Genomic DNA, 24,446 nt, shown 5'->3' with positions numbered 1-24,446 from the left:
GCGTCGGTCGATCCGTCGTCGACCAGGACGACGTCCAATTCGCGGACCGACTGGCGGGCGATCGAGGCCAGGCATTCCTCAAGATACGGTTCGACGTTGTAAATGGGCACCACCACACCGACACGCGGCTCCGGCTCGGATGTCATGAACCATGCCTCCCGTCCCCCGTGACGGTTTTTCCATCCTCATTGTTGGACGCTTGCTCGGGCCGTACCGATTGCACGGATCACTTGGCTTGTGCAGGCACTCGATTGATCCACGTTCCGAGTCATCCCAGTTCCACCACTTCGCGCCTCCAAACCTCGCCCTGCGCGACCGCGCGTCCACGGCCGCGGACTCGCCTCCATGTCCGACCGGCGGGAGGCGTGGCGGAGGGGCGCCGGCGGTGCGGCCGGGGCGGTGTCCGGGCGGCTTGCCGGACGCCCGCCGGGAGTCTGTTAGCGATACCAGGGCCATACGTCAAGGTCTCCGTGAGGTTGCGGTGTGCCGCAGGGGGATTGACACCGTGCTGAGTTAGCGCAAACATTCGTGACACGCGCCACACGGACGAAGGCGGGCGAAGTGGACGAGACACGACACGGCCGCGCGGCGGGACGCCGGCGGCCGCTCCGGGCGGACGCCGCCGGAGCGGTCCGATGCTCAGCGGTGATCGCCTTCCCGGGCCCGGCGGACGGTCGTCCGGGCGCGCTCGGCGGCACCGGAGACCCCGGTGGCGCGGGCGCCGCGTGGTGCGGCGACGACGTGCACGAACCCGGCGTCCGCGAAGGCGCCGGGACTCGCGCCTGACGCCCCGAAACCCTGCCGCAAGCCTCCCGAGCCCCGGTTTTCCGCGCTGCAAATGTTACCGCTAACACGACCCATCGGCCGTTCCCAGAGGCCCCGAGACCCCGACGCCCTTCGCCGAGCATCCCCGAGGAAGAAGGAAGAACCCCCATGTTCAAGCGGCTCATCGTCGCCGTCGCAGGCGCCTCGCTGGCGCTGACGGCCCTCAGCGCCTGCGGCGACTCCGGCGGCAGCGGCTCCGGATCCGATTCCGGCAAGCTCGTCCTCGGCTTCTCGCAGGTCGGCGCCGAATCGGGCTGGCGCACCGCCAACACCAAGGACATCCAGGAGGCCGCGAAGGCCGCGGGCGTCGACCTGAAGTTCTCCGACGCGCAGCAGAAGCAGGAGAACCAGATCGCCGCGATCCGGTCCTTCATCAAGCAGAAGGTCGACGTCATCGGCTTCTCGCCGGTGGTCGTCACCGGCTGGGACGCCGTCCTGAAGGAGGCGAAGGCGGCCGGCATCCCGGTCGTCCTCACCGACCGGGCCGTCGACTCCGACCCGTCCCTCTACGTCACCTTCCTCGGCTCGGACTTCGTCGCGGAGGGCAAGAAGGCCGGCGACTGGCTCGTCAACGAGTACAAGGACGCCAAGGAGCCCGTCAACATCATCCAGCTGGAGGGCACCGTCGGCGCCGCGCCCGCCATCGACCGCAAGAAGGGCTTCGAGCAGGCCATCGCCGCCAACCCCAACCTCAAGGTGATCGCGTCGCAGTCGGGCGACTTCACCCGCGCGAAGGGCAAGGAGGTCATGCAGGCCCTGCTCAAGGCCCACAAGGACGTCGACGTCCTGTTCGCCCACAACGACGACATGGGGCTGGGCGCCATGCAGGCGATCCAGGAGGCCGGACTCACCCCCGGCAAGGACATCAAGATCGTCACCGTGGACGCCGTCCACGACGGCATGCAGGCGCTGGCGGACGGCAAGTTCAACTTCATCGTCGAGTGCAACCCGCTGCTGGGCGGCCAGCTGATGGACACGGCGAAGAAGGTCAAGGCGGGCGAGAAGGTGCCGAACCGCATCGTCACCGTCGAGACGGTCTTCGACCAGGCCAAGGCCAAGGAGGCCCTGCCCACCCGCAAGTACTGACCCGCTGATCCGCCCGCAGAGTTCCGCCGGGGCCGTGGCCGCCCGTCCGGCCCCGGCGGGCACCAGTAGCACGGAAGTGGAGGAGACGGCGATGACCGCTCCCGTCCTGGAGATGGACGGAATCTCCAAGGGGTTCCCCGGCGTCCAGGCCCTCGACGACGTGGCGTTCCGGCTGTTCCCCGGCGAGGTGCACGCGCTGATGGGCGAGAACGGCGCCGGAAAGTCCACCCTGATCAAGGTGCTGACCGGCGTGTACGAGGCCGACGCCGGAACCGTCGCGATCGCGGGGCACGGCACCGTCATCGACGGGCGCGGCACCGCCATCCACGGCCCGCTGCACGCGCAGCGGCTCGGCATCAGCACGGTCTACCAGGAGGTCAACCTCTGCCCGAACCTGTCGGTCGCCGAGAACGTCTTCATCGGCCGGCAGCCGCGCCGCTTCGGCCGGATCGACTGGTCCGCGATCAACCGCCGCGCGGCGGAGCTGCTGGCCCGGCTCGACCTCGACCTCGACGTCACCGCGCAGCTCGGCTCCTACTCGCTGGCCGTGCAGCAGCTCGTCGCGATCGTCCGGGCGGTGGACCTGGACGCGAAGGTGCTGATCTTGGACGAGCCGACGTCCAGCCTCGACCGCGGCGAGGTGGCCCGGCTGTTCGACGTCATGCGCCGGCTGAAGGACGACGGCGTGGCGATCCTGTTCGTGTCCCACTTCCTGGAGCAGATCTACGAGGTCTGCGACCGGGTGACGGTGTTGCGCAACGGCCGCCTCGTCGGGGAGTACCCGATCGGCGGGCTGACCCGGTTCGAGCTGGTCGCGAAGATGACCGGGCAGGAACTTGCGACGCTGGAGGAACTGGACGAGGCGGCGGCCGAGGACGTCCACGGCGAGCGGCTGTTCGCGCTCGAAGGCGTCGGGCGGACCGGTGCGATCGACCCCGTCGACCTGGAGCTGCACGCGGGCGAGGTCGTCGGGTTCGCGGGCCTGCTCGGCTCGGGCCGATCCGAGCTCGCCCGGCTGATCTTCGGCGCGGACCACGCCGATTCCGGCCGCATCCGGACGGGCGGCGACGCGGACGCGGGCCCCGTCTCGATCCGGACGCCGCGCGCCGCGATCGACCGGGGCGTCGCGTTCTGCCCCGAGGACCGCAAGGGCGACGGCCTCATCATGGACCTGACCGTCGAGGAGAACATCGTCCTCGCCCTGCAGGCCGCGCGCGGCTGGCTGCGCCCGCTGAGCCAGCGGCGGCGGGACGAACTCGTCCAGGAGTACATCAAGGCGCTGCGCATCCAGCCGCCGAACCCGGACACACCGGTCAAGAACCTCTCCGGCGGCAACCAGCAGAAGGTGCTGCTGGCCCGCTGGCTCATCACCCGGCCGAAGCTGCTCATCCTGGACGAGCCGACGCGCGGCATCGACATCGGCGCCAAGACCGAGATCCAGAAGCTCGTCGTGTCGCTGGCGCGCGACGGCATGGGGGTGGTGTTCATCTCCGCCGAACTGGAGGAGGTGCTGCGCATCTCCCACAAGGTCGAGGTGCTGCGCGACCGCAGGCTCGTCGCCGAACTCCGCAACGACGGGTCGCTGACCCCCGAACGCATCCTGCAGACCATCGCGAACGGAGACGGCGACGAATGAACAGCGCAGCATCCCGCCTCGCCGCCTTCACCAAGAGCACGCTGTTCTGGCCGGTGACCGTGCTGGTCGTCCTGCTGCTCGGCAATGTGATCTTCACGCACGGCTTCCTGGCGATCCACGTCCGGCAGGGCCATCTGTACGGCAGCCTCATCGACATCCTGCTGTTCGGCGCCCCGCTGATCCTCGTCTCGCTCGGCATGACGGTCGTGATCGCGACGGGCGGCATCGACCTGTCGGTCGGGGCGACGGTCGCCATCTCCGGTGCGCTGGCCTGCTACCTGATCAGCAAGGGGCACGGCCTGTTCGTCTCGATCGGCGCGGCCGTCATCGCGTCGCTGCTGCTCGGGTTGTGGAACGGGCTGCTCGTCACCCGGCTCGGCATCCAGCCGATCATCGCCACGCTCATCCTGATGGTGGCCGGACGCGGCGTCGCGCAGCTCATCACCGGCGGGCAGATCATCACCATCCACAGCCAGGACTACAAGCTGATCGGCGGCGGCTACTGGCTCGGCCTGCCGTTCGCGATCATCCTGGTGGCGGTCGCGCTGGCGGTCACCGTCCTGCTGACCCGCCGGACCGCGCTCGGCATGCTGCTGGAGTCCGTGGGCGGCAACGCGGAGGCGTCCCGGCTGGTCGGCATCCGCTCCGCCGGGCTGATCGTGCTGGCCTACGTGTTCTGCGGGCTGTGCGCCGGGATCGCCGGTCTGATGATCAGCTCCAACACGCTGTCGGCGGACGGCAACCACGCCGGCCTCTGGATCGAGCTGGACGCCATCCTCGCCGTCGTCCTCGGCGGGACGGCCCTCACCGGCGGGCGGTTCTCCCTCGCCGGGACGGTCGTCGGCGCCCTCATCATCCAGACCCTCGACACCACCATCTACACCGCGGGCATCCCGCCGCGCACCACGCTCGTCTTCGAGGCGGTCGTCGTCACGATCGTCTGCCTGCTCCAGTCGCCCGCCTTCCGCGCCAAGGTCGTCCGGCGCCGCCGAAGAAGGGCCGCCGAGCCGGCGCCTCCCACCACACCGAAGCAGGAGGTGACGGCGTGAGCGCCGTGCTTTCCAGTGCGATCGCCCGCGGCCGCCCGCTCGCGCCGCGCCGCCGGCACGTTCCCGTCCTGGTGACGCTCGGGCTGTTCCTGGGCGCGTTCGCGGTCGGGGCCGTCCGGTACCCGAACTTCGGCACCACGCAGGTCTTCCTCGACCTGTTCATCGACAACGGCTTCCTCATCGTCGTCGCGGTCGGCATGACGTTCGTCATCCTGACCGGCGGGATCGACCTGTCCGTCGGCTCGGTCGTGGCGCTGTCGGGGATGCTGTGCGCGATCGGCACCATGAAGATGCACCTGCCCGCGCCGATCGTCATCGTGCTGGTCCTGGCCATCGGGACGCTGTTCGGCGCGGCGATGGGCTACATGATCCACGTGTTCGAGGTGCAGCCGTTCATCGCGACCCTCGCCGGGATGTTCCTGGCCCGCGGCCTGTGCCTCACGCTCAGCGAGAACCAGATCTCCATCGACAACTCCTTCTTCGACGCGCTCGCGCTGAACTCCCTCCACTTCCCGGGCCGCACCCACCTGTCCTACGGCGCGGTCACGGCGCTGGTGGTGTTCGTCGTCGGCGCCCTCGTCCTGCAGTGGACGCGGACGGGACGCAACGTCTACGCGGTCGGCGGCAACGAGCAGTCGGCGCTGCTCATGGGACTGCCGGTCGGACGCACCAAGATCCAGGTCTACGCGATCAGCGGCTTCTGCTCCGCGCTCGGCGGCGTCCTGTTCGCCCTCTACACCCTCTCGGGCGACCCGACGCACGCCATCGGCATGGAACTTGACGCGATCGCCGCCGTCGTCATCGGCGGAACCGTCCTCACCGGCGGCTCCGGCTACCTCATCGGCAGCGTCCTCGGCGTGCTCGTGCTCGGCGTCATCAAGACCATCCTCAGCTTCGAGGGCACCCTCAGCTCCTGGTGGACGCGCATAGCCATCGGCGTCCTCCTCTTCGGCTTCATAGCCCTCCAGCGCCTCATAGGCGCCCGCCGCCGACCCCACACCCCGGCCTCGACCTAGCCCCCACACACCGTTGACCTGCGGCGTGTTGTTGTTTTCGACGCACTCATAACAACAACACGCCGCAGGTCAACGCATTCGCGCGCTGCGTTCGAGGGAGCCGTCTGGCTCGCCGGAACCGGACGGCTCCGGGTCAGATCCGCTGCCAGAGCGCCGGGACGGCGGCCGGGGTCCAGCCGGGCTGCGCCTGGTGGGCCTGGATGCAGCGGTAGCCGGCGCCGTTGTAGGTGACGACGTCGCCGACCTGGTAGACCGTGCCGACCGCCCAGGTGCCGCTCGGGTCGCCGGGGTCGCCCGGGTCGTCCGGCGGGGTGGAGTCACCGGTGTACAGGGTCAGGCCGTACACCTGGAGCGCCTCGTTGACGGGCTGGAAGAACGTCGTCCCGCCGCTGGAGCAGTTGCCGGACCCGCCGGACGTCATGCCCTGTGCCTGGGTGCCGCTGATGAACGAGCCGCCCGAGTCGCCCGGCTCGGCGCACACGTTCGTCTGGGTCACCTCGTAGACGGTGCCCTCCTGGTAGGTGACGCTGGTGTTGAGCTGCTGGATCGTCCCGCAGTGCCAGCCGGTGGTGGAGCCGGAGCGGCACACCTGCGAACCGGGCTGCGCCACGGTGGAGCCGGTCACGGCCCGGTCGGCGACCGTCCCGTAGCCGTTCACCAGCGCGGTCGGCGTCCAGTTGCTGTTCGTCGCCACGTAGGAGTAGTCGCTGCCCGGGAACGTGGACCCCTGGAACGTGCCCTGCTGGGTCTGGTTGGCGCCGGTCGTGGTGGAGCCCGCGCGGCCGCAGTGCCCGGCGCTGACGAAGCCGCCCTGCCCGCTCCGCGTGACCGGGAAGCCGATCGAGCAGCGGGTGGAGCCGTTGATGTAGTACGCGTCGCCGCCGCGCAGGTTGGCGTAGGTGCGGGGCTTGATGTCGGAGCGCTTGACGGTGACCGTGCCGGCACTCAGCCCGGCGGCCTTGGCGAAGGCGCGCGCCTCGGCGGGGACGGAACTCAGCACGACGACCCGGTTGTTCTGGACGTCCAGATACCAGACGGGGGAGTGGGCCGGCGCGTGCCGCTTGGCGACGCGGTCGAGTTTGGCCTTGGCCGCGGTGAGCTCGGCGAGGCTGTGGCCGACGACCTCCGCGCGGGCGCCCTGGCCGGTGATCTGCCCGGCCTCACGCGCGTCGGTGGTGGCGACGTGCAGCGTCTCGCCGGTCCTGCCGCTGATCCAGCTGCCGGCGAAGCTCGCGCCGAGCTTCACCCGTAGCTTCCCGGCGGTGACACCGGCGTCGAACTGGTTGACCAGCGCCTGCTTCGCCTGCGCGGCGGTGAGGCCGAGGTCGCGCCGCATCGCCGTCAGCATCGCCTGCGGGACGTCCGCGGCGGTCGCCGCCGAGTACGGCGCCGGCTGCGGGGGAGCGGCCTGGGCCGTCGCGACGCCCTGCGTTCCGGTGAGTCCGAGCGCGCCGACGGAAAGGACGGCGACGCGCAGAACGCGTCTGTGAGACATGGTCTCTCCTCGGGGTGGGGGTGCGGCAAAGGTAGATGCCTTTGCGTGCGGCGAGAAAGCCTTTCCCAGGCCGCGTTATGGCGAGTTGGCGCCGCTGTCGAAATTCGCCACTCCCGTGCCTGCCGCGGAACTGGTTTCCTTGGGAGGGTTGGCCGCCGCACTCCGTTTGCTAGATAATCGCGGGCATGTTCCCCGCGACCGCAACCGGTGAGAATCCATTCGCGGCTCTCGGCGTCACCACCTCGCAGCAGGACCTTTACACCACGCTCCTGCACCACCCGGGCAGCACGCTGGACGACCTCGCGCAACTGTCCGCACTGCCCCGGACACGGCTCGCGGGACTGCTCATGGAACTCGCGGCCCTCGGCATGGTCGGCGTCGACTCCGCCGCCGACCCGGCGTACGTCCCCTATCCGCCGGACGCCGTCGTCGAGACGCTGATACGCAAGCGGGAGGCCGAGTTCATCCGGGCCCGCATCGAGGCCAAGCGCCTTTCCGGCGACCTGCTGACCGCCGAGCAGCGCGCCCACCCCGAGAAGCTGGTGGAGATCATCGACGGGCTGGACGCGGTCGTCCAGCGCTACGAGCAGGTGCAGCGCGCCGCGGTCCGGCAGGTGAAGGCGATCGACAAGCCGCCCTACGCCGTCGACCCCGTCCAGCCCAACGAGATCGAACGCGAACAACTCGCCAACGGCGTGGAGTACCGCGCGATATACGCCCCGGAGGCCCTCGCCATCCCCGAGCACCTGGAAATGGCCCGCTACGACTCCAGTCTCGGCGAACGCTCCCGCGTCCTGGAGAACCCGCCGGCGAAACTCGTGATCGTCGACGACGAAATGGCATTGATGCCGCTGCGCGGCGACGACCCCGGAATAACCGCCCTGATTCGCCCGTCGACGCTCCTCGACATTCTCATCGGCGTATTCAACGCCTGCTGGGAACAGGCCGCACCACTGCACTTCGACGACGAGACCAGTGCCCCCGGAGCCCGGCCCCGGCTCTCCGAGGCCGACCGCCATCTGCTCGCCCTGCTCGCCGCCGGCCTCAAAGACGAGGCCATTGCCCGCCACACCGGAATGGGCGCCCGCACGGTAAGCCGCCACGTCGCCCGCCTAATGCGCACCCTGAACGCCCGCACCCGATTCCAGGCCGGCGTCCACGCCACCCGCCGCGGGCTCCTCTGACTCTTGTGGACGGGCCGGCGGCGGATCCGGTCAGGAGACGGGGACGCGGGTCACCACGGGGAGCAGTGTCGTGGCCCAATCGCCTGGGCTGTTCGGTGCGGCCAAGTCCCTTGCCGGACCCCAGCCGAGGCTCTCCGCGGCGGTCACGGGGCCGCGGGTGCCGAGGTCGGTCAGTGGCGGCAACTCCAGGGCCGTCGGGCTCACTTCCCTGTCGGCGACCATGAGCTTGCACCAGTCGACGCTCATGGCGCCCGGTTCGACCGGCCGGCCCGCGGGCAGGACGACCGGGATGCGGGCGCCTTCGGCCGCGGCCGCGACCGCATGGGGGGCCAGGAACCCGCCGGGGAAGAGAGCGGCGTGCGACCGGTACCGGTCGGTGAGGTTGAGGAGGACGCACCACAGCCTCCGGCCGGTGGTGTTGCGGAGGCGGACGAACACCTCGGGCGCTCGCCACCCGTCGCCGGTGCGGACGTAGGTCAGCGTGATCGCGCCGTCATCGCCCGGCACGATGGCCGGTTCGTCCCGTGGTGCCACGGTGGAGCCGGGGCGCGCCGCGACGATCTCCAACTGCACGGCGCCGGTGAGGGACGACCACGGATTGCCCAGTTCCATGATCTGCGTCCAGCGGGCGATGTGCGCCATCTTCGCGACCGCGGCGCCGGCGGTGGTCTCGGCGATCAGCGGTGATCCGTCCGCACGGGAGACGCGGAAGGCGTCCCGGCCGTCGCCGTGCGCGGCGGTCAGGACGAAGCGGAGACCCGGTGCCGCGTCCTCCGGCCCCGCGACCCGCAGGTAGGGGGACGTGTCGATCGCGTGCCTCGCCCGATCGCATGCCTCCGGGTCCCCCTCGACGGCGACGTGGGCGACCGGCAGCGGAGCGCGGCTCAGGAAGACCGGATACCGCACGGCAGGGTCGGGCGCCCAGTCCAGGGGGACGACGGTCGTCAGTCCCGGGCCCACGCCGGTGGCGCGGAACGTCCGGTCGGCGTGGCCGGTGACCGTCATCTCCACGGGGGCGTCCGGGGAGGTCGCCGGTATGCCGTGGCATTGTCCGGCGTCCACCAGCCAGGTGCCGGCGGACCAGCGGGCCGTCATCGCCGCGGGAGGGGACAGGACGCCGCCGAGGAACCGCCGGTCGGCCGGGCCGTCGCGGTGCGCCGGATACAGCACCGGCGTCTGGGACGCGCGGAAGCCCTCGACTCGGCTGCGGGCGTTCAGGAGCAGGTCGCGATAGGTGGCGCCCTCTCCGAGGCAGCGCATGGCCTCCAGCAGCGACATGGTGAAGATCCCGCGGCGTTCGCCGCCCGTTATGAGCTCGACGGCCGTCTCATGGGACTGGCACGCGGACAAGGCCACGTGCTCGGTCCGCGTGGACGCCGTCAGGGCCCGCTCTGCCGCGCCGCGCAGTTCCGGCAGGTAGGCGGAGGAGTCCGGAGCCGTCGCGGCCGCCGGGATTGCGCGCACGCCCTCGCCCGGTTCCCGAGTGCCGCCGCCCGAATGGCAGCAGTCCAGTACGACGGCGACGTGCGCGCCGCGTCCGGCGATGCGGTCGAGCAGGGCGGAGAGCTCCTTGTCGGTCAGGTCCGGAACGCCGTGCCGCCGACTGTCGTGGCACACCAGCGATTGGCTCATCCCGGTGGGCTCGAGATGCCAGTATTCGGGCGCCACCGGCTGCTGCGACCCGTGGCCGCTGAACCAGAGCAATGCCGTGTCTCCCGGCCCGGCCGCACCCAGATGGGAGCGAACGGCCTCGGCGATCGCGTCCCTTGTCGCATCCTCATTGAGCAGGCGCCGCTCATCGAGTCGGCCCCCGAGCCTTTCCCGGAGAAAGGCGGTAACGTGCTCGATATCGTTGACGCACCCGCCGAGCGGCCTGACAACGGAATATCGGTCGATACCAATAAGGAGAGCGTGCACCTGCCCTATTGTCTGCGCCCGCACGGCCACAACGGTAACACCGACGAACTCTGCCCGGGGGAGGCAAGTCATGCCGGACGCCGGCGATGATGACGAAGCGGCGCATCTGGCCTGGGCCGCGAAGTTCGCCACCGACACCGTCAATACCGCCTGGCTCATGCAGCGGCGACTGGGGGAGGGCATCGGGGAGCAGGTGCGCGATGCGGTGATAGCGCTGGTCGTCAGACGCGGCCCGCGCGCGAAGTTCTCGATGATCACGGAAAGGGCGGAACTGCGGGGCCACGAGGCCGAACGGCTGCTCGACCACGCGCTGGCGGTCATACGCATGGACCCTCGGCCGGACCCCACGCATATCCGGTTCTTCGAAGCGCACCTGGACATGATCAAACTGGTCCGGGAGGGGAAGGTCGATGTCTCCGCGATTCCGGTGGAGCCCGTCACCGCGCAGCCCGACGACGTCCGGCCGGAGACCGCGGCCGAGTACGACGACTGGGCGCGGACGCTGCGGGACCGGGGGCAGGTCGAGGAGGCCAGGGCCGCCTTCCTGACGGCGATCCGGCTGGCCCGGGCCACCGGCGACGCGGCGGTCGAGGGCAGTGCGGAGATCGGCCTGTTCACCCTGGTGGTGAAGACGGCCCAGGCCACGCGCGGCAGCCATCAGCGGAAACTGGAACACGCGCGCCGCGCGGCGGACGCCTACCGCCGGGCCGCCGACCGGATCGGCGAACGCCAGGCCGTGGTGGCCGCGATCACCGTGCTCACCGATATCGCCGACCGGACGAACCTCGCCAATGCGCTCGACCGCCTGGAGCGGCTGGACGCCGACTATGCCGAATGGTGGCGGACATATTCGACGGCTATGAACGCCCCGACGCTCGACGAGCAGATATCGGGGCTGCGGCAGTGCGTCGATTCGGCCCATCTCCTCGGCGACCAGGCCGACTTCTATGGTGGGATGTGCGCAGCGAAGCTGGCCTTCATGGAGAACCGCGCCGTGCCGCCGGACGCGGACGATTCGGTCGCCTTCCAGTCGGCCGTCATCGCGCACGAGGTGACGGTGGACGGGCCGACCGAAAAGGCGGCGGAGCGGCTGGAAGCGCTCGTCCTGGAGGTCGAGCAACTGCGGAGTTACGCGAGATCGCAGAGCCTGCAGCGCGAACTTTCCGACACCTACCAGTTGACGTACTGGGCGGCGGTACGGTGCGCCGAGACTCTGCGGAGCCCGGAGGATGCGGTCGACCTCCACGAACTCGGCGGCAATCGTGCGCTGCTCGCCCAGACGGAAATGCACCAACTTTGGAAGCAATGGCGCCCGGAAGTGTGGGAGGACTCCCGCCCGAAAGGACTGCCGGCTTTCTTCGGACGCTACGCCACCGCACCCACGGAGCGTGACCGCAGCATGCTCATGCGGATGTTCGGCGACCAGCGGGCCGCGCTGGAACGGCAGGAGCGCAGACTCCTCGCCGCGACTCCCGGCTTCACCACGGCCGCGCCGCCGATGCCGGCGCGCTCCGTCCGGGCACTGCTCACCGAGGATCAACGGGTCGCGGTCTACAGCGCGACCGGATCCATCTTCCTCCTCGACCGCGCCGGGTGCCGGGCGATCGGCCGGTTCCCGACAGCGGATCTGGACTCGGTGGTCGAGAAGGCGCTGGCGCACCTGTCCGACCCGGGGAACGACTCGCCGGACACCCGTGATGCCGTTGCAGGGCTGGTGGCGGACATCGTCCAGCCCCTCGTGGACCACACGCCCGAAGGCTGCCGCCTTTTCGTCGTGCCGTACGGCCCGCTGTGGCGCATCCCGCTCGGAGCGCTCGCGCCGACGATGCTGTCCCGGACGCGGGAGGTGAGCTACGTTCCCAGTCTCACGCTGCTCGCGCAAATGCTGAACCGCCCCCGGATCGTGCGGCTCGTGGAGCGCTTCGTCGGATTCGGGGATCCCGATGGGAGCCTTCCGCACGCCCGAGCGGAAATAGCCCACGCCGCGTCGACCTTCCCCGATTCCTTCACCGTGCTCGGTGAGCGGCTCCACTACCACCTGGTGACGGCGAACCTCGCCGACGCCGATGTGGCCCACATCGCGTGCCACGGCGTGTTCTTCCGCGAGTTCCCCGACTTCTCTGCCCTGCACGTGGCCGGTCCGGCCGGCGATCCCGAGGTGCTCTGGTACAACGAGCTCGCACGATACGAGCTGAACGCGCGGCTGGTCGTCCTCGCCGCCTGCCATGCCGGGACGGGGACGACGCTGTTCGGATCCGAATACGTCGGCTTTCCCGGCGCCTTCCTCGCGGCCGGGGCCCGCGGCGTCCTCGCGCCGTTGTGGGCCGTGTCCGACGCATCGACGAGGATGCTCATGCAGCACTTCTATTCCGCGCTCAGCCGTCCGCTCTCACCGGCCGCGGCGCTGCGGGAGGCGCAGCAGGCAATGGCCGAGGATCCGGCCACCGCGCACCCCTATCACTGGGCCGGTTTCCAGCTCTTCGGCGTCGCACCGGCGTACCGAATCGACGTCGCGCCATGACGGGCCCCGGAGGACGCGACTTCGAGCCGCCTCCGCACCGACCGGCTGCGGATCCGCCCTGGGAGTTGCAGGCCGGTCACGACCTGGAGGACGTCTACTGCGTCTACACCGAATGGTACGTGATCCTCACCCGGGGCCTCCCCGATGTCGAGGTCGCCCGACTGCGGGACATGGCCGGCTGGTCGGCCGACAAGCTGCGTGAAATCGGCGTGGACTCCGCCCTCCTGGACCGGTTCGAGGAGTACCTGAGCGCACTCCCCGGCATGGACGACTTTCCAGCGAGGCTCGACGAGGAATGGCTGGCCGCCCGGCTGCGCGCGAGTCGGGAGGTGGAGCGCCTGCTGAACGTGGCGCGTGCGGCGATCGCCCCCCGCAGGGCCCGTTACTACGACTACGGCGTCATGCTGTGCCGGATTCGGCTGTGCCTGCGGATGCTGCGCGTCATGGCGAAGGCCCCTGCGGCGACCCTTGAGGCGTTCCCGGACATCGTGCCGCACTACCGGAAGGAACTCCTGCGCGTCACCGCCGTCATCATGGCGCTGGTGGCGCACGAGGGCCCCGACCTGCCGCACGACCCCGAACAGCACGACCTGGATCGGGAGTTCACCGCGTTCGCCGAGTATCTGTCGTCCTGGTGGGCCGAGGACGCGGAACCGCCGCCTGAACTCCCGGAGCGCCTGGACACCGTCCTGAAGGCAGCGGGTTTCCGGAAGGGTGGGGACTCGTTCAAGCAGGACATGACATGGAGGGAGCACGCCGCACCTGTTCCCGAGACGGAGCGGCTGCCGCTTCCGGTGCCACACTCCGACGAGGAGCGCGAGCAACTCGCGTCATACATGAACGAGATCAGGAGTATCGCGGGAGGGGGAGAGATGGAGCGCGCCGTAGAACTGCTGCGCGACCTTCTCGCCATATGCCGCTCCGTGCTGGGTCCCGTCCATCCGCTCACGCTGCACGTCCAGGTCGACTTCGCCGCCATGCGGGCCGCGGTCGGTGAGGCCGCCATGGCGACCATGATGCTGATCGACGTCGCCCACACGGCACAGCACTACTACGGCCCGTACCACCCGGTCCGGTACCTGGTCTGCGCCCATGCGCACTCCTACCTCCAGGACCTGTGGCCGACCGCGGCTCAGGAAATCTACGAGTTCCCGCTGAAGAGCCTCGCGGAGCGGGAGGAGGCCGAACTGCCTGCCACGCTCCACGGAGCGCGTCGCACGATCCGCGAGGCACTCGGCATGGAGACCGAACCGGCATGAACTCTGGCTGAATGCGGACAGTGCTCGTTAGGTCACGTCCCGTCTCGTGCTTTCGGGCCGCCGTCATCCCGGGGCGTGGGACGAAACGCGATGGTTGTCAACACGTGGCCGGTGCGAGGGCGCACTTTATGTTGGGCTCTCCGCCGTGGCAAGAGGTGCCGGATGACCAGGTTCGCCCGAGGTCGGTGCCCAGGGTGACTCTGTGGTCAATGGCGGTGACGGAGCATACCGTTCTCGCGGGGCCCGGAGGAATTCCGGGACATCACGCACGAAGGGGGCGGCGCGACCATGCCCGTGTACGGGGGAATCGAATGGACCGAAAACTCGATGACCGAACTCCGGTCATATCCCGGAGTCACCAGTGCCCTGGCACCGATCGCGCCCATTCGCTCGATCAACGTCGGAGCCGGTCAGCTCCACTTCCACCATGTCGCCCCGGCGGCGCTGGCGGGACTGGTCGGCGCCCAGCGCGACACCGATCACGAGGTGCTGAGGACGGGCCGGGTCAAGCTCACCAATGACGTCGAGACTGCCGAGTGGGTCGTCATGGGGCATGCGGGCGCGGCCGACACGGCCACGATGATGGCCAACATGAAGCAGGACGTCGCCACGGTCCTGTCGCTGCGCGAGCAGCTCAAGGGCACCATTGCGGCATTGCAGTCCGCCCACCTCGGAGACGCGATCCTCATCGCCCCCGACGCGGTGGGCGGGAACCTGCGCGCGCCCGGACCGGAGGGTGTCTTCCAGTACATTCCGCACGCCACCAACACCGGCGCGGCGCAGCTCACCGTGCAGTACACGAGACTGGAGACGATCACCAGGATCAACCGGGTGAACGCGTCCAAGTACCTCACCGGCATCAAGGTGAGTCCCGGCGAGGACGCCGCGGTCGTCGCCGACGCGCTCGACTGGAGGCAGTGGGCCAAGTACAACCAGCCGTTCGCGCAGACGAGCTACGCCACCGCGGGAAATCTGCTGACCGGGCTGGTGGCGCTGGCGGCGCCGATCGCGGCGGGCGGCGCGAACCTCAACGCGCAGCAGGTCGGCCTGGTCATGCTGATGGTGCTCAATGACGCGATGGCCTGCACCATCCGCCGGTTCGCCGCCGACCTCGGGCAGAGCGACGACAAGAACGTGCAGCGCTTCTACCCCAAGTCGCTGCGCCGCTGCTATGTCGACGCGGCCTGCCAGAGCGCCGTCCCGCCCGCGGCGCTCAACGCGCTGCAGGCCCAGATCCACGCCGCCGCGCCGGCGATCGCGCAGCTCGAGTGGAACCACTGCGACCCCGCCGCGCTGGACGTCAAGCCCACCGTCCAGGAGCTGACCGCCGCGGGCCAGGGTGCCACGGTCGCCGCGCTGCTGAGCGCCAACGCCAAGGCCGCCAACGACAAGCCGACCACGACCGCGGAACGCAACCTGATCAAGAACAGCGTGCTCGGCGTGAACGGCGCGACGCTGGCCACCTGGATCCAGCGGGCGGCGATCGCGTACGCCGACACCAGCCCGGGCGGCGCGCAGCATTTCGACGGCGCGGGCAACGGGCGGATCATCCCGTCGATCAACTTCTCGCCCGTCGCGGGCGGGGTGCACGGCGCGGTGTACGAGTTCCGCGAGCGCGAGATCCCGATCTCCATCGAGGAGTTCGAGACCGTCTCCGACGTGCTCACCGTCCTGTTCGACGCCTCCACCTGAGGGGACGCCGAGGCGCCGCCCGGCCGGATCCGGCGGCCGGGCGGGGTCGGTAGAGTCGAGGGATGGCGGGGGCGGAGAGCGGGTATCGGGCGCGGTGGGAGGAGCACAACTCCGCGCGGGAGATGATGATCCTGCGTGCCGCCGTCGAGCTCCTTGAGGAGACCCCGTCCGGTACGCACATCTCGGTGCAGCAGATCGCGAAGCGGGCCGGGCTCGCCAAGTCGGTGGTGTACCGCCGGTTCGGCGACCGAGACGACCTGGACCGCCGGATCAGGTCCTACCTCGTCGACGACTTCGCCGGGACGATGGCGGCGAAGCTCGACATCTCGCACGGTTCGGTCGAGGAGATCCTCGGCAGGTCCATCGACACGGCCGCCGGGTGGATGTCGGAGCACCCCCGCCTGCACGACTTCATGGGGCAGGGGCCGACCCGGGACGACGACTCGGGCGCCGACGCGGTCGCCATCCTGCGGGGACGGATCGCCGGCCGGGCGCGCGAGATCATCACCGTGCTCCTAGCCTCGTTCGACCTCGACGACAGCGGCCTGGAGTCGCTCCCGCTGGCCATCGTGACGATGGTGGAGGGCATGCTCACTCAGTGGGTGCGCGACCCGGCCCAGGGCAGGACCCGTGCGGAGGTCGTGGCCGAGCTCACCGCCTACACGTGGTTCATGCTGGACGGCGCCGCGCGGTCGCTCGGTCTCGTCATCGACCCCACCACCGAACTCCGGACGGTCATCGAGCGGATGTCCGGCGCGGAAGTGGTCGACGGCGTCACGGTGTGAGCGCTGGGCGCCGCTCCAGAAGTGCCGCCAGTTCGCCGTGGCCGGTCTGCGGGTCGTTGAGGACGCCCGCGTTGTAGTCGTCGATCAGAGCCCGGACGGTCTCCAGCGCGCACGACTTGTTGGTGCCGATGAAGCCGGTGGGGCCGCGCTTGATCCAGCCCGCGACGAACGTGCCCGGCACGGGACGGCCGGTCCCCGGGTCGACGACGCGGCCGCGCTCGTTCGGCACGGTGCCGGTCGCGGCGTCGAACGGCAGGTCCGGGACGGGCACGCCCCGGTAGCCGATCGCGGACAGCACCAGCCCGGCGTCCACGGTCTCCGTCCGGCCGGTCGGCTCGACGCCGGCGCCGTCCGCGGTGAGCGCGTTGCGTCCGAACTCGACGCCCTCGGCGTGCTCCCGCCCGATGATCCGCAGCGGCGACAGCAGGTACCGCAGCCTGATCCGGCGCGGCGCGGCCGGGTCGGGGACGAGACCGCACAGCACGTCGAGCTTGGGGCTGGAGGCGTCGGCGGAGTCGAGGTCGTCCGGCGGCACGGTGACGCTGACACCGGGCGTCGAGCGGAGGCCGACCAGCTCGGGAAGGGTGAAGGCCGACTGCGCGGGCCCGCGCCGCCCGGCGACCACGACCTCCTCGACGGCGCTGCGGTGCAGTGCGTCCAGCGCGGCGGGCGCGATGTCGGTGCCGGCGAGGGACGCCGGGTCCACGGTGAGGATGCGGGCGACGTCGAGCGCGACGTTGCCGTTGCCGATCACCACGGCGCGCGGGTGCGACAGGTCGAACGTCCGGTCGGCGAAGTCGGGGTGGCCGTTGTACCAGGCGACGAACTCGGTGGCGGACGCCGTCCCGGGCAGCCCGGCGCCCGGAATGTCGAGCGGACGGTCCGTCGAGGCCCCCACCGCGTAGACGACCGCGTGGTGGTGGGCGAGGAGGTCGTCGTGCGCGATGTCCTTGCCGACCTCGACGTTGAGGAGCAGGTTCAGGCCGTCCTGCTCGCGGATGCGGTCGAACTGCCCGGCGACGCTCCGCGTCCGGCGGTGGTCGGGCGCCACGCCCGTCCGCGCCAGCCCGTACGGCATCGGCAGCCGCTCGACCATGGTGACCCGGGCGCCCGGGACGGTGAGGACCTCGTCGGCCGCGTACATCGCGGCCGGTCCGGAGCCGACGACGGCGACCCGCAGCGGCCGCGGCCGTTCGCGGACCTGCAGCGGCGGCACCACCGGCGCGAGCAGCGGCCGGTCGCGCGGGACGTCGTAGAACGCGGAGTTGATCGACAGGAAGTCGTGCTCGTCCTCGGTCAGCTTCGTGTGCGGTTTGATCGCCTCCACCGGGCACGCCGCGACGCACGCGCCGCAGTCGACGCAGGCGGCCGGGTCGATGTAGAGCATCTCCGCGGTCGCGAAGTCCGGTTCGTCCGGCGTCGGGTGGATGCAGTTGACCGGGCACGTGTAGACGCAGGACGCGTCGCCGCAGCACGACTGCGTGACGACGTGCGGCATCAGGCGAGCCCGTGCGCTTCGCGGTGCGGCTCGCCCCGGTACCGCGACGGCCGCCCGTCGATGTGCAGCGCCTTCCACAGGCGCTTGGCGGCCGGCGTCATCAGCCCGAGGTCGGTGGCGAGCCTGCGCATGTCGCCGAAGTAGCCGGCGAGGATCGCGCGGGAGTGCGGGCTGCCCCAGAACGCCTCCTTGAAGACCTTCCGCGGGATGCCGAACTCCTTCGCGAACGAGCGCGGCGGCGTCATGATCTCCCCGGCCAGCCAGCGCATCGCGAGCGGGAACGCCAGCGCGCACGCCGCCCGGTCCACCCGGTTCATCCGCGGCACGTGCACGCGGAGGAAGTCGCCCGCGAACGAGATGTGCCGCGCCTCCTCGGCGATGTGGATCTCCATCGTGCGCAGCACCGCTGGCGGCATGCTCTCACCCGAACGGATGACGGCCTTCTGGTAGTGGTCGATGGGCTCCTCGCCCGCGAGGATCCCGATGAACAGGATCACGTGCGCGTAGCCGCCCGCCAGGCCGATCAGCGGCGACATCCTCCGGAACCACGTCCGCATCCCGGGCACGTCGGCGCCGATCCGGTTGACGAGCTCCTGGAACATCTGGATGTGGTTGCACTCCTCGGTCATCTCGTGGAGGCAGTAGCGGAACTCGGCCGACCCGTTGGGCAGCTTCATGATGTACTGCATCATTCCGCGGATCAGGATGCTCTCGAACGCGGCGCCGACCTTGATCGAGTTGGCCATCCGCCACCTCCCGATCTCGATCCGCCGGTGCAGCGGCAGGTCCTTGTACCACTGCGTGGCGCCGAGCGGGTCGATGTCCGGTGACAGCACCCAGCGGGGGTCGTCGGGGTCGAGCGCGAACTCCGGCGCGTCCCAGTCGATGTCGAGGAACGGGTCGAAGCGCCGGCGCACCGAGCCCTCGGACAGCGTCCGCAGCAGGTCGAGGTACTCCTGGTCGAACGCATCGGCTCCGGCGGAAGTGGACAGCGTCATCGAGCCCTCCTCGTCGTGGCGGATCCCGTCTCGCCCGCGGGGCGGCCGGCGCCGCACCGGCCCGGCCCACTGACCCGGAATTTAGTGGGACGTCGTGTCCCATGCAAGGCGTGGGGCGCCGATGAGCCCGACGTCACTCTCCGGGCTCGCCGGACGGATGCCGATCGCGTGCGGCGGCAGAGCGCGCTCGGTGCACAGCAGGATGACCGCGCCGGCCAGGACCATCAGCGCCAGGACCGTCCACAGCTGCCATGGCCCCGCCTCCAGCAGGAACCCCAGCAGCAGCGGCGCGATCGTGCGGCAGAGCGACCAGGACAGCTGGTAGACCGACAGGTACCGTCCGCGCAGGTGGTCGGGGGCTGCCTGGACCGACAGGCCCTGCGCGGGCACGGAGTGGATCAGCTCCCCGCCGGTGTAGAGCACCGCGACCGCCAGGACCGCGACGATGGCGGACGTCCCGCCGGCGAACTGGGGGATGACCGCGAAGGCGGCGAAGGACACCGCGAAGATGGCCGCGCCGAGTGCCGCCGTGCGGGGACGCCTGCCTCGCATGGTGAGGCGCGCGACCGGTACGCCGAGCGCGGCGACCAGCGCGGTGTTGAGCGCGAACACCCCTCCGGCGAGGGCGTCGGGCAGGCCGATGTCGCGGGTGAGGAAGACCGGCAGGGCCATGGCCTGTGTGGTGTAGCCGAAGGCGATCAGGAAGTTGGCGGCGGCGATGAGCAGGTACGGCCGATCGGTGAGGACCTGCCGGTATCCCCGCTGCTCCTTGCGCTGCCGGACGGCCTCGTGGACGCCCTCGCGGACGGCCGGGATCCGGGCGACCAGCCCGGTGGCCAGGACGAACAGCGAGGCCAGCACCATCGCGGCCGTGATGAAGCCGGTGTTGCCGTCGACCGCCAGCACGGCGGCGGCCGCGATGCTGCCCAGCCCCATGCCGCCGTTGCGGAGGCTGCGGTCCCAGGCCAGCAGCCGGTCGCGTTCGGCGCCCCGGGCGATCTCGCCGATGAACGCGTGCCGGCTCGGCGTGGAGGCCCACATCCCCACCGCGACCACCACGGCGACCGCCAGGAAGGACGGGTAGGTGTCGGCGAACGGATAGGCCGCGAACCCGGCCGCGCGCAGCACCAGCGCGCACATGACCACGCGCTTGGCCCCCATGCGGTCGATGAGGACCCCGGCGACCGGCATGAACGCCAGCGCGCACAGCCCGGCGAGGCTGAGGCCGGCGCCGATCGCCGTCAGCGACAACCCGGTCAGCGCATGGACGAACAGCATCGTCAGCGGGACGTAGATGCCGTCGCCGATCGACCCGACGAGTGCGGCGGCGTAGAGGCGGCGGCGCGCGGACGCGTTCGGATCAGCTGAAGTCGAGCGCACCCCGGGCCCGCTTCATCTCGGCGAACGACTCCGTCCCGGCGAGGGTCCGGACGCCCTCGAACAGCCGGACGGCCTGCTCACCTCTCGGGATGGCGCTCAGCACGGGCCCGAAGAACGTCGACCCGTCCAGGGTGATGAGGGGCGTGCCGCCCTCCTCGCCCATGGCGTCCTGCGCGGCCTGGTGCCTGGCGCGCAGAGCCGTGTCGAACTCGTCGCTGGAGGCGGCCTCGGCCAGCGACGCGGGCAACCCCAGCTCGTCGAGGGCCTCGGCGATGACCGCGTCGTAGTCCTTGTTGCCCCGCGCGTGGATGCGCGTTCCGAGCGCGGTGTACAGGTCGCGCAGGACGGCGGTGCCGTGGCCGATCTCCGCGGCGGTGACCACGCGGGCCGGGCCCCAGGCCCGGTCGTTGAACTCGCGGTACCAGGGCTCGATCTCGCGGTGCTCGTTGAGCACCGACAGGCTCATGATCCGGAAGCTCAGGTCGATCGGCCGCAGCCGCTCGACTTCGAGCAGCCACCGGGAGGTGATCCAGGCGAACGGGCAACTGGCGTCGAAGTAGCACACGACCCGCACGGCCGGCGGCGAAGCAAGATTATCTTCCATGGAAGCTAATATAACTTCCACGGAAGATACAATCAACGCCATGCACCCCGACGCCACCGAAGCCCCTGACGCCACCGACGCGATCGTCGCCCAGTGGAACCGCGAGCGCCCGGACCTGGACACGCGGCCGATGCAGGTCATCGGGCGGCTCTTCCGCCTCACCGACGAGGTCGACCAGCGCCTCCGCCCGATCTTCGCCGCCGCGGACCTGGGCAACGGCGACTTCGACGTCCTCGCGGCACTGCGCCGCTCCGGCGCGCCCTACACCCTGTCCGCGGGAGAGCTGAGCCGGACCGTCCTGGTCACCACGGGCGCGATCACCAAGCGCGTCGACCGGCTCGAAGCCCGCGGCCTGGTCGCCAGGACCGTCGCCGAGAACGACTCGCGCGGCCGCCTCATCACCCTCACCGCCGAAGGCATCGCCCTGACCGACGAGTTGATGGCCGCCCACCTGGACAACCAACGCCGCCTGCTCTCCGGCCTCACCGCACAAGAACAAGAGCAACTGGCGGCCCTCCTTCACCGGCTCTCGGCGACGCTCACGCCCTGACCGGCGTCCGCTGGGGACGCGCTCCGGGCAGCGTCCGGCCCCGAGGCCGGCAAGGGACGGCAGGGTCTCCGAAAGCGGCGGCTCAGGCTGAGCAGCGGCCGGCACCACGGGCCCGTCGACCCCGGGAAGGCCGGCTCGTGGAGCCGCACCGTTGGACAGCACAATCCGGGGCCTGCTGAACTGGGCGTGCACGATGGCGAAGCGAAGGGAATCGAGATGGAGATGCGCGTGCTCGGGCGGACCGGCCGGCGAGTCGGGGTCGTGGGGCTCGGCGCCTGGCAGCTCGGAGCCGACTGGGGCGAGGTCGAGGAGGACCAGGCCCTGCGGGTCCTGTCCGCCGCGGTCGACGCGGGCGTGACGTTCATCGACACGGCCGACGTCTACGGCGACGGACGCAGCGAGCAGCTCATCGGCAGGTTCCTCAAGGCGGGGGGCACGGGCATCACCGTCGCCACCAAGATGGGACGCAGAGTGCCGCAGCGTCCGGAACACTACACGCTGGACGCCTTCCGCGACTGGACCGACCGCTCCAGAACGAACCTCGGCGTGGACCGGCTGGACCTCGTCCAGCTGCACTGCCCGCCCACGCCCGTCTACTCCACCGACGCCGTCTTCGACGCCCTCGACACACTGGTCGAGGAGGGCCGCATCGCGGCGTACGGGGTCAGTGTGGAGACCCGGGCCGAGGCCCTGACGGCCATCGCGCGCCCCGGGGTCGCCACCGTCCAGATCATCCTGAACATGTTCCGCCTCGGCCCGCTGCAGGAGGTCCTGCCGGCCGCACGCGAGGCGGGCGTGGGCATCATCGCCCGCGTCCCGTTGGCCAGCGGCCTGCTCTCCGGACGCTACGACGGGAACACGACCTTCGACGCGAACGACCACCGCACGTTCAACCGCCAGGGCCAGGCATTCGACGTCGGCGAGACGTTCTCCGGAGTCGACTTCGCCACCGGCCTGGAAGCCGTTCAACGCCTGGCGCCGCTGGTGCCCACCGGATCCACCATGGCCCAATTCGCCCTCCGCTGGATCATCGACCAGCCCGGCGTGAGCGTGGTGATCCCCGGCGCCCGCACCCCCGACCAGGCCCGGGCCAACGCGGCCGCGGCCGACCAGCCGGCCCTGACGAGCGAAGCGCTAGAGGCGGTCACCGAGGTCTACGACGACCTCATCGCCCCCCAGGTGGCCGACCGCTGGTAACTGGTGAACGCGCCGCTCCGTGTCGTGCCCCGAGGGCACGTCCAGCCTGGGCCGTCAGCCCACGGTGAAAGCGAGCCTGATCTCGTGGTCGTAGATGTGGTCGTAGACGACGACCTCGGTGATGCTCAATGAATCCTGAGTGCGGACAGACAGGTCACGGCCGGGGAAGGTGTTGGGTTCCTCTACGGGGGGCTGCAGGAACACGGACTGCACGCCGGGCCGCGAGCGGAACCAGTCGACGACGGAGGCGACCTGGCTCTGCAGGTCGCAACCGTCGTCGTCGGAGGTGTCCTTGCAGAGGATCGAGCGGACCTCCACTGCGTCCTCGTCGGTCCTCGTGAGCTCGGTCGAAGTACCCAGGATCGTCCCCAGCCCCTCGACGGCGCTCATGTTCGCCTCATAGCGCTGGTTTTCCTGCATCACCGAAACCTTCTCCACCGCCCATCCCGTCGTGGGGACGAGCACGGTGGCGACCGCCACAAGAGCGAGCACGACCTTCTTGCGCTTGCGGACGGGGCGTCGGGTCGGTCGCGGAACAGGCGGTTCCGCCGGCGGCTGGACGAGGGTCGGCAATGCGGCCGTGCGGCCCTGGGCGAGCGAGACGAGCTCGGCGCGCAGGCTTTCGGGGGTCGGGCGCTGGGAGGGGTCTCGGTCCAGTAGCGCCCTGAGGACGGGTTCGAGGGGGCCGGCGTGTGCGAGCGGGGCGGGGTCCTGGGTGGCGACGGCGATGAAGACGGCCCCGGCGCCGGCGCCCTCGAACGGGGGGTGTCCCTCCACGGCGGTGTAGAGCGTGGCGCCGAGTGACCACAGGTCGGAGGCGGCCGTGGCCTCCTGGCCGCGGACCTGCTCGGGTGACATGTACGCCGGAGTGCCCAGGACCACGCCCGTTCCGGTCAGGGTCGCATCGCCTTCGACGGCCGCGATGCCGAAGTCGGTCAGGACGACGCGGTCGCCCTCCAGCAGGACGTTGGCGGGCTTGATGTCGCGGTGGGTGATGCCCGCCTGATGAGCCACGCGCAGAGCGTCCAGCAAGTGCACCCCGATCTGCGCGACCCGGACGGGCGGCAGCCGCCCCTCGGCCTTCAGCAGGTCGTCCAGGGAACGGCCCCTGACGAGTTCCATGACGATCCAGGGGCGGCCGTCGGCACCGGCCACGCGGTCGTGGACGGTGACGATCCCGGGATGCCGGAGCCCGGCCGCGGCCCGTGCCTCCCGGTCCAGCCGGGCGATCCAGGTCCGCCGCGCGGCGTCGTCCAGTTGCTCGGGCAGCCGCAGCTCCTTGACCGCCACCTCGCGGTCCAGTTGCGAGTCGTGGGCCCGCCAGACCGCTCCCATACCGCCCCGGCCGAGCAGCGAGACCAGCCGGTAGCGGCCCGCCAGCACCTGCCCGCCCCCGTCCGCTGCCTGTCGCGAGCCGTCCTGCCCCAGCGCTTCCAACGCGACACCCTTCAGAGGAACACTCGTGTCTGGACAACCGCTGGCATCTTCTCAAAGCCCGCCTGCCCGTGGCGAGGGAACGACGGCCGGAGATCATCGGAGACTGAGAGGGAACGCACCGGGTGCCCGTCGGCAGCCCGCAGAAACGACCGCACCGATGCGCGTGGTACCCCCTACCGGATTCGAACCGGCGCTACCGCCTTGAAAGGGCGGCGTCCTAGGCCGCTAGACGAAGGGGGCCCTGGGTGGCGGAGATGGCCGCCACTCGACTTCGCCAGTGTAGAGGACGGGGCGGGGCGGCGTGCAAACGGTTAGCC

At 70.5% G+C, this 24,446-nt stretch carries 20 protein-coding genes and 1 tRNA gene; 12 read left to right on the top strand and 9 right to left on the bottom strand.

Annotation, left to right across the window (positions count from 1 at the left end; translation table 11 throughout):
• Window positions 1–146, bottom strand: a 146-nt coding sequence (locus E1284_RS44080) for a glycosyltransferase family 2 protein (RefSeq protein WP_131942085.1), incomplete at its 3' end; no start/stop codon positions are given.
• A 415-nt stretch (window positions 147–561) separates the two neighbouring features.
• On the opposite strand from E1284_RS44080, the gene E1284_RS41650 reads away from it, so the two are divergent.
• The 5 genes from E1284_RS41650 (at window position 562) to yjfF (ending at window position 5,612) form a co-directional block, all read left to right on the top strand.
• Window positions 562–786: a hypothetical protein gene (locus E1284_RS41650; protein ID WP_165965375.1), complete on the top strand. Its 225-nt coding sequence runs from the start codon at window positions 562–564 to the stop codon at window positions 784–786.
• A gap of 147 nt (window positions 787–933) precedes the next feature.
• Window positions 934–1,911, top strand: a complete 978-nt coding sequence (locus E1284_RS22485) for an ABC transporter substrate-binding protein (protein ID WP_131942083.1) — start codon at window positions 934–936, stop codon at window positions 1,909–1,911.
• A 91-nt stretch (window positions 1,912–2,002) separates the two neighbouring features.
• Window positions 2,003–3,547: a sugar ABC transporter ATP-binding protein gene (locus tag E1284_RS22480; RefSeq protein WP_243714671.1), complete on the top strand. Its 1,545-nt coding sequence runs from the start codon at window positions 2,003–2,005 to the stop codon at window positions 3,545–3,547.
• Window positions 3,544–4,596 carry an ABC transporter permease gene (locus tag E1284_RS22475; protein WP_131942081.1) on the top strand — a complete coding sequence of 351 codons (1,053 nt, stop codon included), beginning with the start codon at window positions 3,544–3,546 and terminating at the stop codon, window positions 4,594–4,596. Before E1284_RS22480 ends, E1284_RS22475 begins: the two co-directional genes overlap by 4 nt.
• Window positions 4,593–5,612, top strand: a complete 1,020-nt coding sequence (gene yjfF / locus E1284_RS22470; RefSeq protein WP_131942080.1) for a galactofuranose ABC transporter, permease protein YjfF — start codon at window positions 4,593–4,595, stop codon at window positions 5,610–5,612. The genes E1284_RS22475 and yjfF overlap by 4 nt, the downstream gene beginning before the upstream one ends.
• A 133-nt stretch (window positions 5,613–5,745) precedes the next feature.
• Here yjfF and E1284_RS22465 read toward each other — a convergent pair whose 3' ends face one another.
• Complete coding sequence (locus tag E1284_RS22465; RefSeq protein ID WP_131942078.1) at window positions 5,746–7,107, bottom strand: carbohydrate-binding protein; 1,362 nt, start codon at window positions 7,105–7,107, stop codon at window positions 5,746–5,748.
• 185 nt (window positions 7,108–7,292) lie between these two features.
• Between E1284_RS22465 and E1284_RS22460 the strand changes: the two genes are divergently transcribed.
• Window positions 7,293–8,291, top strand: coding sequence for a LuxR C-terminal-related transcriptional regulator (locus E1284_RS22460; protein ID WP_131942076.1), 999 nt, complete (start codon window positions 7,293–7,295; stop codon window positions 8,289–8,291).
• Between the two features lie 30 nt (window positions 8,292–8,321).
• Here the strand turns inward: E1284_RS22460 and E1284_RS22455 are convergent, their stop codons facing one another.
• Entirely contained in the window at window positions 8,322–10,280 is a 1,959-nt protein-coding gene (locus E1284_RS22455; protein WP_243714670.1) for a caspase family protein, read from the bottom strand.
• On the opposite strand from E1284_RS22455, the gene E1284_RS22450 reads away from it, so the two are divergent.
• The 4 genes from E1284_RS22450 to E1284_RS22435 all read left to right on the top strand — a co-directional run bounded on the left by E1284_RS22450 (window position 10,279) and on the right by E1284_RS22435 (window position 16,465).
• Window positions 10,279–12,729 (top strand): CHAT domain-containing protein, encoded by a 2,451-nt coding sequence (locus tag E1284_RS22450; protein WP_131942072.1) that lies wholly within the window; start codon window positions 10,279–10,281, stop codon window positions 12,727–12,729. The two genes, E1284_RS22455 and E1284_RS22450, sit on opposite strands and share 2 nt — an antisense overlap.
• Window positions 12,726–13,988 carry a hypothetical protein gene (locus tag E1284_RS42555; protein ID WP_207923891.1) on the top strand — a complete coding sequence of 421 codons (1,263 nt, stop codon included), beginning with the start codon at window positions 12,726–12,728 and terminating at the stop codon, window positions 13,986–13,988. Before E1284_RS22450 ends, E1284_RS42555 begins: the two co-directional genes overlap by 4 nt.
• A 327-nt stretch (window positions 13,989–14,315) precedes the next feature.
• On the top strand, window positions 14,316–15,680 hold the full coding sequence (locus tag E1284_RS22440) for a hypothetical protein (RefSeq protein WP_131942070.1): 1,365 nt from the start codon (window positions 14,316–14,318) through the stop codon (window positions 15,678–15,680).
• 62 nt (window positions 15,681–15,742) lie between these two features.
• Window positions 15,743–16,465 carry a TetR family transcriptional regulator gene (locus E1284_RS22435; RefSeq protein WP_131942068.1) on the top strand — a complete coding sequence of 241 codons (723 nt, stop codon included), beginning with the start codon at window positions 15,743–15,745 and terminating at the stop codon, window positions 16,463–16,465.
• On the opposite strand, the gene E1284_RS22430 is transcribed toward E1284_RS22435, so the two are convergent.
• The 4 genes from E1284_RS22430 to E1284_RS22415 form a co-directional block, all read right to left on the bottom strand.
• Window positions 16,455–17,963: an FAD-dependent oxidoreductase gene (locus tag E1284_RS22430; protein WP_131942066.1), complete on the bottom strand. Its 1,509-nt coding sequence runs from the start codon at window positions 17,961–17,963 to the stop codon at window positions 16,455–16,457. The genes E1284_RS22435 and E1284_RS22430 overlap by 11 nt on opposite strands.
• On the bottom strand, window positions 17,963–18,961 hold the full coding sequence (locus tag E1284_RS22425) for an AurF N-oxygenase family protein (RefSeq protein WP_131942064.1): 999 nt from the start codon (window positions 18,959–18,961) through the stop codon (window positions 17,963–17,965). The genes E1284_RS22430 and E1284_RS22425 overlap by 1 nt, the downstream gene beginning before the upstream one ends.
• An 81-nt stretch (window positions 18,962–19,042) precedes the next feature.
• Complete coding sequence (locus E1284_RS22420) at window positions 19,043–20,341, bottom strand: MFS transporter (protein ID WP_131942062.1); 1,299 nt, start codon at window positions 20,339–20,341, stop codon at window positions 19,043–19,045.
• Window positions 20,322–20,945, bottom strand: a complete 624-nt coding sequence (locus E1284_RS22415; RefSeq protein ID WP_131942060.1) for a mycothiol-dependent nitroreductase Rv2466c family protein — start codon at window positions 20,943–20,945, stop codon at window positions 20,322–20,324. Before E1284_RS22415 ends, E1284_RS22420 begins: the two co-directional genes overlap by 20 nt.
• A 40-nt stretch (window positions 20,946–20,985) precedes the next feature.
• Here E1284_RS22415 and E1284_RS22410 point away from each other — a divergent pair, with 40 nt between their 5' ends.
• Together E1284_RS22410 and E1284_RS22405 are read left to right on the top strand one after the other, a co-directional pair.
• The gene (locus E1284_RS22410; RefSeq protein ID WP_131942058.1) at window positions 20,986–21,495 is read left to right on the top strand and encodes a MarR family winged helix-turn-helix transcriptional regulator; all 510 of its coding nucleotides are present in this window, start codon (window positions 20,986–20,988) and stop codon (window positions 21,493–21,495) included.
• A gap of 216 nt (window positions 21,496–21,711) precedes the next feature.
• Window positions 21,712–22,692 carry an aldo/keto reductase gene (locus E1284_RS22405; RefSeq protein WP_131942056.1) on the top strand — a complete coding sequence of 327 codons (981 nt, stop codon included), beginning with the start codon at window positions 21,712–21,714 and terminating at the stop codon, window positions 22,690–22,692.
• 54 nt (window positions 22,693–22,746) lie between these two features.
• Here E1284_RS22405 and E1284_RS22400 read toward each other — a convergent pair whose 3' ends face one another.
• Window positions 22,747–24,129 carry a serine/threonine-protein kinase gene (locus E1284_RS22400; RefSeq protein WP_243714669.1) on the bottom strand — a complete coding sequence of 461 codons (1,383 nt, stop codon included), beginning with the start codon at window positions 24,127–24,129 and terminating at the stop codon, window positions 22,747–22,749.
• 164 nt (window positions 24,130–24,293) lie between these two features.
• Window positions 24,294–24,369 (bottom strand) — tRNA-Glu (locus E1284_RS22395).
• Between the last annotated feature and the right edge of the window lie 77 nt (window positions 24,370–24,446).

The organism is Actinomadura bangladeshensis, assembly GCF_004348335.1.
In the GTDB taxonomy this organism is placed as follows: domain Bacteria; phylum Actinomycetota; class Actinomycetes; order Streptosporangiales; family Streptosporangiaceae; genus Spirillospora; species Spirillospora bangladeshensis.
Note: the sequence above shows the minus strand (reverse complement) of the source record. Positions and strands in the feature narration are given on the sequence as shown.